At 63.8% G+C, this 13,755-nt stretch carries 11 protein-coding genes; 3 read left to right on the top strand and 8 right to left on the bottom strand.

From position 1 onward, the window contains the following. Window positions 1–192 precede the first annotated feature (192 nt). Together FGE05_RS04595 and FGE05_RS04590 are read left to right on the top strand one after the other, a co-directional pair. Entirely contained in the window at window positions 193–1,911 is a 1,719-nt protein-coding gene (locus tag FGE05_RS04595) for a hydrogenase maturation protein (RefSeq protein ID WP_139641938.1), read from the top strand. Between the two features lie 63 nt (window positions 1,912–1,974). After that, on the top strand, window positions 1,975–2,838 hold the full coding sequence (locus FGE05_RS04590) for a LysR family transcriptional regulator (RefSeq protein WP_139641937.1): 864 nt from the start codon (window positions 1,975–1,977) through the stop codon (window positions 2,836–2,838). A gap of 96 nt (window positions 2,839–2,934) precedes the next feature. On the opposite strand, the gene FGE05_RS04585 is transcribed toward FGE05_RS04590, so the two are convergent. Continuing rightward, on the bottom strand, window positions 2,935–3,171 hold the full coding sequence (locus FGE05_RS04585) for a YdcH family protein (RefSeq protein ID WP_024781383.1): 237 nt from the start codon (window positions 3,169–3,171) through the stop codon (window positions 2,935–2,937). A 215-nt stretch (window positions 3,172–3,386) separates the two neighbouring features. On the opposite strand from FGE05_RS04585, the gene FGE05_RS04580 reads away from it, so the two are divergent. Then, window positions 3,387–3,908, top strand: a complete 522-nt coding sequence (locus tag FGE05_RS04580; protein ID WP_139641935.1) for a DUF4142 domain-containing protein — start codon at window positions 3,387–3,389, stop codon at window positions 3,906–3,908. A 65-nt stretch (window positions 3,909–3,973) separates the two neighbouring features. On the opposite strand, the gene FGE05_RS04575 is transcribed toward FGE05_RS04580, so the two are convergent. From FGE05_RS04575 to FGE05_RS04545, 7 genes are all read right to left on the bottom strand, one after another. Beyond that, the gene (locus tag FGE05_RS04575) at window positions 3,974–4,243 is read right to left on the bottom strand and encodes a hypothetical protein (protein WP_139641933.1); all 270 of its coding nucleotides are present in this window, start codon (window positions 4,241–4,243) and stop codon (window positions 3,974–3,976) included. Window positions 4,244–4,338: 95 nt separating this feature from the next. Continuing rightward, window positions 4,339–6,450, bottom strand: coding sequence for an ATP-binding protein (locus FGE05_RS04570; RefSeq protein WP_139641931.1), 2,112 nt, complete (start codon window positions 6,448–6,450; stop codon window positions 4,339–4,341). Between the two features lie 297 nt (window positions 6,451–6,747). Next, window positions 6,748–9,846 carry an error-prone DNA polymerase gene (locus FGE05_RS04565; RefSeq protein ID WP_218938863.1) on the bottom strand — a complete coding sequence of 1,033 codons (3,099 nt, stop codon included), beginning with the start codon at window positions 9,844–9,846 and terminating at the stop codon, window positions 6,748–6,750. Further along, window positions 9,822–11,243, bottom strand: coding sequence for a DNA polymerase Y family protein (locus FGE05_RS04560; protein WP_139641926.1), 1,422 nt, complete (start codon window positions 11,241–11,243; stop codon window positions 9,822–9,824). Before FGE05_RS04560 ends, FGE05_RS04565 begins: the two co-directional genes overlap by 25 nt. Window positions 11,244–11,250: 7 nt before the next feature. Beyond that, complete coding sequence (gene imuA / locus FGE05_RS04555; protein WP_139641924.1) at window positions 11,251–11,880, bottom strand: translesion DNA synthesis-associated protein ImuA; 630 nt, start codon at window positions 11,878–11,880, stop codon at window positions 11,251–11,253. After that, window positions 11,880–12,497: a transcriptional repressor LexA gene (lexA, locus tag FGE05_RS04550; RefSeq protein ID WP_139641922.1), complete on the bottom strand. Its 618-nt coding sequence runs from the start codon at window positions 12,495–12,497 to the stop codon at window positions 11,880–11,882. The genes imuA and lexA overlap by 1 nt, the downstream gene beginning before the upstream one ends. A 120-nt stretch (window positions 12,498–12,617) precedes the next feature. Beyond that, window positions 12,618–13,655, bottom strand: a complete 1,038-nt coding sequence (locus tag FGE05_RS04545) for an AraC family transcriptional regulator (RefSeq protein ID WP_139641920.1) — start codon at window positions 13,653–13,655, stop codon at window positions 12,618–12,620. Window positions 13,656–13,755 lie beyond the last annotated feature (100 nt).

The raw sequence follows: 13,755 nt of genomic DNA, 5'->3' as shown, positions 1-13,755 counted from the left end.
CCCTCGGCTGTAACGAATCCCGCCCCCGTGGCGGGATTCGCGTTTCTGCCTCCCCCGATTTCGCCCAGCACACGCAACCTTGATCCCGGTCAGTTGCCCCTCGCCTTCCAACCGCTAACTTAGCGCCTCCATCAGATGCCAAGGACGGCTCATCGGGAGCTGGCACTCGTTTATCTCAAGGAAGGGAATTTCATGCCCACATTGAAAATCATTTTGCTATCGACCGCATTCAACGGCCTGACCCAACGTGCATGGCTGGACCTGCGCGAGGCCGGTCATCGTCCCAGCGTGGTGCTGTTCACCGATCCGGATTCGGTGTGCCGGCAAATCGAACACAGCGGGGCCGACCTGGTGATCTGCCCCTTTCTCAAGGACCGGGTCCCCGAACAACTGTGGCGTAATCCCCGCCGGCCGGTGGTGATCATCCACCCGGGCATCGTCGGTGATCGCGGTGCCAGCGCGCTGGACTGGACCATCATGCGGCAACCCGAACGCTGGGGCGTCACGGCGTTGCAAGCAGTGGAGGAAATGGACGCCGGGCCGATCTGGGCCAGCTGCGAGTTCAACTTGCCCGAAGGTCTGCGCAAATCAGAGTTGTATAACGGCCCGGTCAGCGATGCGGCCATCCGCTGCATCCGCGAAGTCGTGGAAAAGTTTGCCGGCGGTTTCGTCCCGGTGCCGCTGGATTACAGCCGCCATGACGTGGTCGGGCGCCTGCGACCGAACATGACCCAGGACGACCGTACATTCAGCTGGCACGACAGCGCCGTGTTTATCAAGCGCTGCATCGACGCCGCCGATGGCCAGCCAGGCGTGCTGGCGAGCCTGGTCGGCGGCCAGTTCTATCTGTATGACGCTCATCTGGATAGCCGTCGTGGCCTGCCCGGCACACTGCTGGCCGTGCGTGATGATGCGGTGCTGGTGGCAACCGGTGACGCAAGCCTCTGGATCGGCGCCCTGCGCCAGAAACCGCGTCCCGGCGAACCGACCTTCAAGCGGCCGGCACGTCATGTCCTGTCGGAGCGACTCGACGGCGTGCCGGTGCTCGACAGCTCATTGGCCCGAGAGCCGTTCAGCGACGAGGCTTATCAACCCATTCGCTACCGGGAATGCGGCCAGGTGGGCGAACTGACGTTCGAGTTCTATAACGGCGCGATGAGCACCGAGCAATGCCGGCGCCTGGTGGACGCGCTGCGCTGGGCCAAGTCCAGGGATACTCGGGTGCTGTTGATCCGCGGCGGGCGTGGCAGTTTTTCCAACGGTGTGCATCTGAACGTGATCCAGGCCGCCGCCCAACCGGGCCTGGAGGCCTGGGCCAACATCCAGGCCATCGACGATGTCTGTCTTGAGTTGTTGAGCGCCCGGCAGTTGGTGGTCAGCGGCCTGACGGGCAATGCCGGTGCAGGCGGTGTGATGCTGGCCCTGGCCGCCGATGTCGTGCTGGCTCGCAGTGACATCGTGCTCAATCCCCACTACGCAACCATGGGCCTGTACGGCTCCGAATACTGGACCTACAGCCTGCCCCGCGCAGTCGGGCCGGACCGGGCCTGGACACTGACCCACGACTGCCTGCCCATCAGTGCCCGCCAGGCGTTGCGCTATGGGATGGTCCAGGAGATCGGTCCACGCTGCCCCGACGAGTTTGGCCTGTGGTTACTACAACGGGCCAACGGGGCCTGGCACGACCCCGCCTACGAAGCCATCCGGGCCCGCAAGGCCGAACGAAGCCTGTCGGCGATCCAGGCGTGTCGGGATGGCGAGCTGCAGCACATGCAGCGCGACATGGTGGAGAATCGCCACGGTTTCGCCGAAAAGTGCCGCAACTTCGTGTTCAAACGCAAGGCCTGTCGCACGCCGGAACGCCTGGTTGCGCCATGGGCGCGGATGACGGAGACCGAAGCCGTCCAGTGATTGTCGGTATCGGGGAGGCGTGCCAGCTCTTACAATGCCCGCTTCCCCCGCATCGGCCCGACCATGGACATCGATCTCGCCCGCACCTTCCTGGAAATTGTCCGCCACGGCAGTCTCGCCGCAGCGGCCGACAAGCTGCATGTCACCCAGACGGCGATTACCGCTCGGGTACAGAAACTGGAAAGTCAGCTCGGTTGCGCGCTGTTCGTGCGCAACCGAGCCGGTGCGCGACTGACCACCGACGGTGAAGCCTTCGTCGTCTACGCCAATCAGCTCGTGCAGACCTGGGAAGCGGCTCGTCGGGACCTGCCCCTGCCCGAGGGCTATCGCAATGTCCTGCACATCGGCGGCGAGGTCAGCCTGTGCAATCCCTTGATGCTCAGTTGGGCCCGTGAACTGCGCCAGGCGATTCCCGGCCATGCCTTGCGCATGGACATCCGCGACGGCGAGAAACTGCTGCAACAGCTGGAACTGGGCCTGCTGGATGCCGCGCTGGTGTATCAACCCGAATACTGGCCGAGACTGCAGGTTGAACAGCTGCTGGAAGAAAAACTGATCCTGGTGCGGCTGGCCAGTTGCCCGGAGCCCTACGTGTACATCGACTGGGGCATCGATTTCCGTCATCAGCACGACACCGCCCTGCCGGACAAGGCCAAGGCTGCCGTCACCTTCAACCTCGGCCCCCTGGCCTTGCAATACATCCTGGAAAACGGCGGCAGCGGCTACTTCCGCACGCGGGTCGTGCAGAGCTACCTGGACAGCGGCATCCTGGAACGAGTGCCCAAGGCACCGGAATTCAACTATCCGACTTACCTGGTCTATTCCCGGGACCGGGATTCGGCAGCGTTGCAACAGGCGTTCGAAGTGCTGCGTACAGTCGTCAAGAGCGGCAGCGATTGGTCCCAGCGCTGGGATCCGCTGAGTTGATGCATTGGGTTAAAGAGCGGGGGCCGCTTTGCAGTCCGCGGAGCGGTGCGACGTTTCGCTGAATCCCACCACGGAAACAGCCCCCGCGCCATCAGGTTACTTGCGCAAGTGTTCCATGATCTCGTCCTTGACCTGCAATCGTTTCTTCTTGAGCGTCTCCAGGGCAACGTCGGACAGTGCGGCGGACGTCGGTTTCTCGGCGTCTACCACCTCGGCATCAAGCTGGGAGTATTTTTGAAGCAGCGAGTCGAGTCTTGGATTCTCGCTGCGCTTTTGCTGGATGTGGTCTTTTTCGCACTTGAGATCCTGGCACAGATCATGGGACACCGGCATGGAACACCTCCTTCTGACGGTCAATGACAGGCGCCTTTGAGGGACGCCTCAACCATCAGGATGGCCTTGCCGACCGGGTTCTGTCGACCGCCAATCCGACCAGCGGTGACCGTTCGTCGTACCGTATCGCTTTGCGATCAAACCTTTGTCCACACGTCGCTCTCCATTGAACAGTGACATCAAGATCACTTGTACAACCTGTTTGGAGAATACCTATGGACGGATTTACCCTGCGTCAACTCGGTCTGGCAGTTGCCCTGAGTACCAGCATGGGCATGGCATGGGCCGCGAGTTCCAACGACTTCGTCGACAACGCGGCGGCCGGCGGCATTGCGGAAATCGAAACCAGCAAACTGGCATTGGAAAAAAGCGCATCGGCGGACGTCAAGGAGTTCGCCAACAAGATGATCGCCGACCACACCAAGGCCAACCAGGAGTTGATGACCCTGGCGAAAAAGCACGACATCGAAGTGCCGGACGAAACCACCCTGGTGAAGAAAGCGAAGGCCAAGATTCTTGACATGCGCGACGAATCCTTCGATGCCGCCTATGCCAACAATCAGGTCAAGGCCCACGAAGAAACCATCACCTTGTTCAAGAAAGAAGCCGAGACCGTGACGGACGACAAGAAGCCCGGCAACACCGAGCTCAAGGCGTTCGCCCAGAAGATGCTGCCGGATCTGCAGCACCACCTGGAACTGGCCAAGAAACTCCAGGCCGCGCACCCCAGCAAGTAATCTCTTCCTGACTGTACTCAAAGGCTCGTCCTCCCAGGAGGACGAGCCTTTTTTGCGCAGATCGGTCAACCGCCGTCGGTGTCGATATCGGCGTCAGTGTCATCGCCGGACTTCGGCCGGTCAGGATCGGGCTTGAAACCCGGGCTGAAGGTGTTGTCGTTTTCCTGGTGATGTCTTTTCTGATCGACCTCCTCGGCAGCGCTCTGGGCCTGGTCCGATCCAGCCGGGCTGACCGGCTTGGCATCGGGCAGTTGGGGATCGATGGCCGGGTCGTTGCGGGGTGACGGGTTCTGCGTCTGACCTTGTTGCGCCGTGTTTGCACGATCGTCGTTCATGGGCACCTCTTCATGACAGAGGCCGGTTGATGACCGGCCTTGATCATTCGAAGGGAACGCAACGGCTTCGGTTCCATTTGTTTGCGGTGGTGCGATCAGCCGCCAAGCACCGACCGGACCATACGGGTCAGCGCATCCGGCCCATAGGGCTTGCTCAGCAGATGGGTATCGGGACTCAGTTGATGGTTGCGGGAAATGATGTCCCGTGTGTGACCTGACGTGAACAGTACCGGCACCGGCGGCGTCTGCACCTTGGCCCAGGCCGCCAGGTCGGAACTCTTGATCAGGCCGGGCATGACCACGTCGGTGAAAATCAGGTCCACCTTGACGCCTTCGAGCAACAGCTTCATGGCCGCGTCGGCATTGGCGGCGGTGAGGGTTCGATAGCCGGACTGCTCGAGCAACTCCACCGATGCACTGCGCACCGCATCGTTGTCCTCCACCACCAGGATCGTCTCATGCCTGCCGGGTTGCGGCGTGTAGTCGTGGATCTGTTCACCGGCTTCAGGCTGATAGCTGCGAGGAAAGTACATCTGCGCCCGCGTGCCCTTGCCCATGTCGCTGGCGATCTCGATATGCCCGCCGCTCTGCTTGACGAACCCGAACACCATGCTCAGGCCCAACCCGGTGCCCTGGCCATCGGTCTTGGTGGTGAAGAACGGCTCGAATACCTGTTTGAGAATATCGGGCGGCATGCCTGTGCCACTGTCGATGACCGACAACCGCACATACTCGCCCGCCGGGATGCCTTTGCCGGCACAGGACGCTTCGTCGAGCACGATGTTCTCGCCCAGTATCTGGATGGTGCCATCGCCGCCCATGGCATCGCGGGCATTGATCGCCAGATTCAGCAGGGCATTTTCCAACTGGTTGCGATCCACATGGATGCACCAGGGCTCGTCGGGCAGGGTCACATCGATCCGGATGGTCTCGCCCAAGGCCCGTTGCAGCAATTCCTCCAGGTCGTCGTAGATGCGCCGGGGGTTGTAGACCGCCGGTGACAGCGGCTGGCGACGGGCGAAGGCCAGCAGTTGCGATGACAGCTTGGCGCCCCGCTCCACCGCCTCGATGGAGGCACTGATCCTGCGCTGCACATTGGCATTGTCCGGCTCGTGACGTGCCAGCAAGTGCAGGTTGCCAGCGATCACTTGCAGCAGGTTGTTGAAGTCATGGGCGACGCCGCCGGTGAGTCCGCCAATGGCCTCGAGCTTCTGCGACTGGCGCAACTGCTCTTCGGCCGCCAGCCGCGCCTGGACCTCATCGGCGACCCGCTGCTCCAGGTCACGGGTAAACCTGAGCAACGACGCTTCGGCGATCTTGCGTTCGTTGATGTCAATCAGCACACCGGGGAAACGCAGGGGCTTGCCCAACGCATCGAACTCGCATCGACCGCTGGCCTGCACCCACAGGTCATCGCCCTCGGGGCGTCGCACCCGGTATTCGGCATTGAAGGTCGAACCGGTGCGCAAGGTCAGGTCAATGCGCTGATTGACCTCGTCAAGGTCATCGGGATGAATACGCTGGCGGGCAATCTCGATGGGCAACGCCTCCAGCGGAGTGTCTGGCGGGTAGTCGAACGTGCGGGCGAAACGCTCGTCCCCGGACAGCGTGTCGGCCTGGACATCCCAGACAAAAGAGCCCAGCAGCGGCCCGGCCGAAAGGGCCAGCTGGATGCGTTCATTGACGGCGCGATAGCTGCGCTCCGCTGCCTGGCGAGCCCGCTCGGACAGGACCAGCTCGGTGGTTTCCACGACAATCGCCAGCACGCCGGCCGGTGCCTGGTCATCGTCGGGTACCGGGCTGTAGAAAAGGTCCATCCACACATCTTCGGGCTTGCCATCACGCAACAGGACCAGTTCCTTGCTGCGATAGGACAACGTGCCCCCGGCCAGGCATACGTCCAGCACGTGACGATTGAACTCGGCCACTTCCGGCCAACCCAGCTCCACCGCGCATCCCAGCAGATAGGGATGGCGCCCGCCGGCGAACTCGGCGTAGGCATCGTTGTAGATCATGAAGCCCTGGCGGCCCCATAACATGACCATCGGCAACGGCGAAGCCAACAATATTTGGACAGCGCTGCGCAGGCTGGCAGACCAATGTTCGATAGGGCCCAGTTCAGTCTGGCGCCAATCATATGCCCGGATACGCCGGGCCATTTCACCGTCCCACCCGGGACATCCGTGAGGCTGGGATAAGAACTGCATGGGCGACTCTGAACCTCGAATGGCTGCTGGGAATCGACAATCGCGAGCCCCTTGTGCTCAGACCTTCGAGCGCGAGGTTGGCATTTGGTTTCATGGGCAAGTCACGAAGCCGTCCACCGGTCCCGGCCCCAAACAAGGTCTGTGGCGAGGGGATTTAGCGAAACGTCGCACCGCCCCGCTGGGCTGCGCAGCAGCCCCCTCAACCGTCTGGCACACCGCATGCTCAGATTTGGGGCGCTTCGCGCCCCAGCGGGGATAAATCCCCTCGCCACAGGTTGCTGTGATGCGACAGCCGTGTCAGCGGAAATCGCGGCTTTGCACGTGAATGCCCGCCAGCAATTCAGTCAGGTCGCTCAGGCGTCCAGCGATCAGGTGGCGGACTTCGCCGACGCTTTCCCAGCGCCCGTCGACCCGCAGCAATTGGGAGCCCACCAGGACTTTGCGTTGGCGCTCCGCCAGGTCGCGCCAGACCACCACATTGAGATTGCCGAATTCATCTTCCAGGGTGACGAAGGTCACCCCACTGGCCGTGCCGGGGCGCTGGCGACCGGTGACCAGGCCGGCGACGCTGACGTTGCGGCCATGCTCCACCTCCTGCAACTCCCGGGAGCTGCGACAGCGTCGGGCGCGCAGTTCTGGGCGCAGCAAGGCCAGCGGATGCGGGCCCAGTGTTGTGCCGAGGGTGGCGTAGTCGGCGAACAGGTCCTCCCCCAGCGAAGGCTTGGGCAGGTGCACCGGCGGTTCTTCCTGACTGGGCAAACCGGCAAACAGACCCAATTGCTTTTGCACGCCCGCCACTTCCCAACGCGCACGATGGCGATCACCGACCAGGCCACGCAAGGCACCGGCGTCGGCCAATTGCGCCTGGGCCCGGGCATCGAGTTGCGCACGCTCGCCCAGGTCGGCCACGTCACTGAACGCCCGCTGCCGACGGGCCGCTTCGATACGCCGGGCATCGTCTTCACGAAAACCCTTGATCAGGCGCAAGCCCATGCGAATCGCCGGTTGCCGCCCCTCCAAGGGTTCGAGACTGCAATCCCAATCACTGGCGCGCACGTCCACCGGACGGATCTGCAATTGATGCCGGCGGGCATCCTGCAGAATCTGATCCGGACTGTAGAACCCCATGGGCCAACTGTTGATCAGGGCGCAGGCGAAGGCTGCCGGCTCGTGGCATTTGAGCCAACTGCTGGCGTAGGTCAGCAAGGCGAAACTGGCGGCGTGGGACTCCGGGAAACCGTAGTTGCCGAAGCCCTTGATCTGCTCGAAGATCTGCGCGGCGAATTCCGGGGTGTAGCCGTTGCGCTCCATCCCCTCTGCCAGGCGCTCGCGATGCGGCTCAAGCCCGCCGTGACGTTTCCAGGCGGCCATGGAACGGCGCAACTGGTCCGCTTCGCCGGGGGTATAGTCGGCCGCCACGATGGCGATCTGCATGACCTGCTCCTGGAACAATGGAATCCCCAGGGTACGCCCGAGCACTGTCTTCAATTTTTCCGAAGGATAGGTGACTTCCTCCTCGCCATTTCGCCGCTTCAGGTACGGATGCACCATGCCGCCCTGGATCGGCCCCGGCCGCACGATCGCCACTTCGATCACCAGGTCGTAGAAATCCTTGGGCCTGAGCCGGGGCAACATCGCCATCTGCGCCCGTGATTCAATCTGGAACACCCCGATGGTGTCCGCACGGCTGATCATCTCGAAGGTGGCGGCACCTTCACGGGGCAAACCTGCCAAGGTGTATCGCTGCCCGCGGTAGTGCGCGATCAGGTCGAAACATCGGCGGATCGCGCTGAGCATGCCCAGGGCGAGGATATCCACCTTGAGCAGCCCGACCGCATCCAGATCGTCCTTGTCCCACTGGATGATAGTGCGCTCGGCCATGGCGGCGTTTTCCACCGGCACCAGGGTGTCCAGGGGCTGCTGGGAAATCACGAAGCCGCCGGGGTGCTGGGACAGGTGTCGGGGAAAGCCGATCAGTTGCTGGGTCAGGCCCAGCACCCGGCGCAAGATCGGACTGTCCGGGTCGAAACCACCCTCGCGCAGACGCTCCACGGGGGGCGCCTCGTCGCTCCAGCGACCGCAACAGTCGGCCAATGCGTTGACCTGATCCGGCGGCAAGCCCAGGGCCTTGGCGACGTCCCGCACCGCCCCGGCACCGTGGTAACTGCTGACCACTGCCGTCAGCGCCGCGCGATGGCGACCGTAGCGCTGGAAGACATATTGCAGCACCTCTTCGCGGCGCTCATGTTCAAAATCCACGTCGATGTCCGGCGGCTCGTTGCGCTCTCGGGACAGGAACCGCTCGAACAACAAGTTGGTTCGGCTCGGGTCGATTTCGGTAATGCCCAGGGCATAACACACCGCCGAGTTGGCCGCCGACCCACGCCCCTGGCAAAGGATGTTGCGCTGGCGGGCAAAGCTGACGATGTCCTGCACAGTGAGGAAATAGCTGTCGTAGCCCAGCTCGGCAATCAGCTCCAACTCGGTGTCTATCTGTCGCCGAATCCGATCCTCCACACCGTTCTTCCAGCGCTCGCGCAGGCCCCGTTCGGTCAGTTCCCGCAACCACGACGTCGGATCATGCCCCTCGGGCACCAGCTCCCGAGGGTATTCATAGCGCAACTGATCCAGATCGAAGGTGCAACGCCGGGCGATCGCCAGGGTTTCATCGAGCAACCGGCGGGGATAGAGATCGGCCAGATCCTTACGGCTGCGCAGATGGCGCTCGCCGTTGGGATGCAGGCGCTGGCCGGCCTCGGCCACCGTGACGTGATGCCGGATGGCGGTCATGGTGTCCTGCAAGGCGCGGCGGCCGCGCACATGCATGTGTACATCGCCGGTGGCGACGGCAGGCAGTGCCAGGCGGTCCGCCAGTGCCAGCAAGTCGGCCAGGCGACGCCGGTCGTCCTGTCCGCAATGCAACTGGACCGACAGCCACAGGCGCCCGGCGAAGACCGACTGAAGCCAGCGGCCCTGCTCCTCGACGTCGTTGCCATCGGGTACCCACAGTGCCAACAACCCCGGCCAGGGATCGTCGAAGTCTTCCCGCACGATGCGATAACGGCCCTTCTCGCTGCGTCGGCGGGCGCGGGTGATCAAACGGCACAGAGCTTGATAGCCTTCGAGATTTTCCACCAGCAGCACCAGCTTCGGACCGTTCTCGATCCGGATCTCGCTGCCGACGATCAATGGCAGGCTCAATTCCTTGGCCGCTTGCCAGGCCCGAACAATACCGGCCAACGTGCACTCGTCGGTGATCGCCAGGGCCCGGTAGCCTTGCTGGCTGGCCCGGCGACACAGTTCCAATGCACTGGAAGCGCCACGCTGGAAACTGAAATTCGACAGGCAATGCAGCTCGGCGTAGTCGACGTTCATGCGAACCAACCCTGCAACCACAACGGACCGCCCTCGCCCACCGGTCGATAGGCCCAGCCCCGTTGCCCCCCACGGGTTTCGACCAGGTAGTAATCGCGGCGCACGTCGGCGCCGTCCCACCAGCCGGTCTCGATGCGTTCCGGGCCCATGAGAACGCGCGCCTGGCCTTCCGGCAACGCCTGGGGTTCGTCCAGCAGCCAGCCGGGACGCTGCACGCCACTGCGCACCGTACCTGCCTGAGGCCGGGGTTGAGGTGTCATCTGCCAGGCGCACTCAGGCCGATGGTCGTCGCGAAACCCCAGGCCCTGCACCGCCTCGTCCCCCAACCGTGCGCGCAACCGCTCCCGCAGTTGCTCCCAAGGCAAGGACTGCTGGGGACGCTCATCGAACAGCTCCAGGCGCTGGGGCACGAAGCTCGGCAGGTCCTCGGCGCACAAGCGAAAGCCACGCACTGGCGCCTCGACCTGCACCTGCTCCAAACGGCCACGGGCCAGTTCGAAGAGCATCGAGGGGTCCCGCTCGGCACTGAGCAGGCCGACCTTGATGATCGTGTCCGGCAACCCGGCGTGCTCCAGGTGCAGGTCAAAACGCTGCACGCCACTGTCCCGGCCGCACAGGAAGGCCGACAGGTCACCGGTCAACCGGCGTAACGGGAACAGCAGCGCCTGATGGGACTGGACGTCGTAGTTGAGTTCGATGCGCACATCGAAACGGTCCGGTGGCAGGTAGAACGACAGCGCCAGGGTGCGACTGCCAACCAATGCGTCGAGGTGCTTGAGGACCTGGGCTTCGAAGCGCCGTGCCAGCGTGTGCCGGGGCAAGGCCTGGACCTGTTCCAGGCAGCGCAGCCCCATGCGCGACAACGCCGTGGCGACGTCGGCGGGCAGGCCGATCCGATCCACCGGCATTTGCCCCAGGCGTTGTTGCAGGCTATCGGCATCCGGTACCACCAGGGCGTCATGAGCATTGGCGAGCACCCGCGCCGCCACCGGGTTCGGGGCCGCGACGATGCGATGACGGAAGCCCAATTCCGTCAGTTCGGCCCGCAGCCGCGTCTCGAAGACCGGCCATGGCCCGAACAGGCCCAGGCTCGACTCGATCTCGAACAGCAGCGTGCGCGGGTAATGCACGCTGACTTGGGAACTGAACCGGTAAGCCCAGGCCGCCAGGAACTGTTGCCAGTGCTCAATCTGCGCGGCGTCGTATTCGGCGGTGGCAAAGCCTTTGCTCAGGGCCTGGGCGGCGGTCATGGTCTGGCCGGGGCGCAGGCCCAGGGCCCGGGCGGACTCGTTGACCGCTTGCAGCACCCGACGCTGGGCCGGGCCGGTCAACAGCGCCAGGGGCTCCTCGGGATCGGGGCGCTGACGCAGCGCGGCGTCCAGCGCCAATTGCGGAAAGAGAATGCAGACCCAGCGCATCGCAACCTCAATGCCCTGTTGGCGCGGCGTGAGCAAAGGCAATCGGTGCCGAACGGACCAACCCGCCGCGGCATTTAAGCACCCGCAACTGCCCGGGCCCGGCATCGATGGCAATGCGCAGGGCCGCCGGCGACGGATTGATGGCTTCCTGGATCGGGCGCCAGGCGAATGCCAGGGTCTGGCCGGTTTCCGCGGCCACTTGCAGGCGGCGCAAGGCACGATCGTCCGCCTGGCGAGGCCAGCACAGGACCGCCCCGCAACTGCCCGAACGCAAGCATTGTTCAACGGCCCACAGGGCATCGCGCTCATCGGCCCGGATCACCGACAGTTGGCTCAGGTCCACCCCGGCGCTCTGCCAGGCCTGGGGATAGGGCACGAACGGCGGTGCCACCAGCACGATCCGCTCCCCCTGCGCAGACAGTCGCGCCAGGGTCGGCCACACCAGTTGCAACTCACCCAGGCCCGGCGCGGCAAGAAGGATTTCCGTCAGCGCCGCTTCCGGCCAGCCACCACTGGGCAACGCCGCGTCCAGTGCGGCATGGCCGGTGGGTTGCGGGCTGGCAGCCGGAGGTGCAGGCCGGCCTTTCCAGACCTGGCCGCCATTGAACAGCGTGTCCAGCGCTACGACCGCGCCCATCAGCCTTGCCTCAACAGGCCACAGAACACCCCTTCTATCGCCAGGTCCTGGTCGGCCTCGACGATGATCGGCTGATAGGCCGGATTGCGTGGCAGCAAGCGCACCCGCTCGCCGATTTGTTCGAAACGCTTGATGGTGACTTCACCATCGAGCCGCGCCACCACGATCTGTCCGTTCGCGGCCTGGGGCGTGCGCTGGACCCCCACCAGGTCACCGTCGAGGATGCCGTCGCCGATCATCGAGTCGCCCTGGACCCGCAACAGGTAATCCGGCGCCCTGGTGAAAATCGCCGGGTCCAGCATCAGACGATCGTGGACCTCGGCATCGGCGCCGATCGGCCGGCCGGCGGCCACACGTCCCAGCACCGGCACATCCAGCAGCTCGGGACGCGGCGGCTGATTCAGCAAGCGAATGCCCCGGGCCTGGTGCGGATTGACTTCGATAAAACCGGCTTCGGTCAACGCCAGCACATGCTTGCGCGCCACGCTGCGGGAGGCGAAACCGAACGCCTCGCTGATTTCAGCAAGGCTGGGAGGCTGACCCTGCTCGGCGATGCGTTCGCGGATGAAGGTCAGGATGGCGGTGCGGCGAGGGGTAAGAGTCGTCATGGAGTACATTTGTACTCCTGTCGGTTTTTTCTGACAAGCACCACCAGTCAGTTCACAGCCATGCACATCCCTGTGGGAGCGGGCTTGCTCGCGAAAGCGGTGGATCAGCTGATATTGATGATCTGGCGGCTAGCTCTCGGCCCCCTCGCTGCGAAACGCGCTAGGGCTCATCCCGGTCCAGCGCCGGAAGGCCCGGCGGAAACTGCGTACATCGCTGTAGCCGACCTCTTCGGTGATCCGCTCGATGGACAGCTCGGGGTTGGCCAGCAGGCTCAGCGTCCGGCCACGGCGCACCTGTTCGAGCAAGGCTTCGAACGTCAGGTTGTGCTCGGTCAGGCGCCGTCGCAGGGTCCGGCTGCTCATATTCAGATCACCGGCAACTTTCTCGATGTGGCTGCCCCGGGTCAGGTCCCGGGCAATCGCCCGCTCCACCGCCTGGATCAGGTCGATCTTCTGATGAACCTCGGCCGCTTCCTGGTCCAGCAAGGCCAATGCCTGACGCAGGGCCAGCGGGTGATGATTGGGCAAGCGCACGTCCAACCAGCGGATATCGATCAGCATGCGATTGTATCGGCAACCGAAGCGCACCTCCGGCCCGAGGATCCGCTGGTACTCCGGGGCATAGGACGGCGCCGCGTGCATGAACTCCACGGCCTGGGGCTTGAAATCCGGGCCCGCCAGCGCCCGGCCATACACCATCAGGCTGGCGAAGAACTCTTCGACCGCAAACACCTGGACCTCGGCGAAGGGCAGGCGGCAGGTTGCGTCGACCATGATCCGGTCGGCGGCCTCTTCGACACTGGTCACGGCGATGCCACCGGTGGTGTGCTGATAACGAATCCCCAGTGCGAAGGCATCGCGCAGGGTTTCGCACAGTGACAACACATGCCCCAGCAGGCCCAGGGTGCCGAGTACATTGCGATCGCCGACCCACAACCCCAGGCCCTGATCCGGCAACAGCTTGAGTGCCCGTTGGATCATGACCACGGCCTGGCGATGGGAAATGCGCTGGGCGGGATCCTGCAGGTCGTCGAGGCCGAACCCCAGGCCGCGACACAGGCTGGCAGCATCGAAACCCTTGTCCGCCACGACTTCAGCCAGAGTCTGCAGCAGGAATGGCGAGACCAGCGCCAGCTCATAGGTGGGGTCGATGACTTTCATCTGCATGGCGGGTTCCGGGACACGTTAGGTGGCGTTTTTGTAACCGGTTGTTTCATAAACGTTAGCATGCCCACATGGGAAGAGGGACGCTAAATCTGGCCGCTCA

It is taken from the genome of Pseudomonas sp. ICMP22404, assembly GCF_006227205.1.
Lineage (GTDB): Bacteria > Pseudomonadota > Gammaproteobacteria > Pseudomonadales > Pseudomonadaceae > Aquipseudomonas.
Note: the sequence above shows the minus strand (reverse complement) of the source record. Positions and strands in the feature narration are given on the sequence as shown.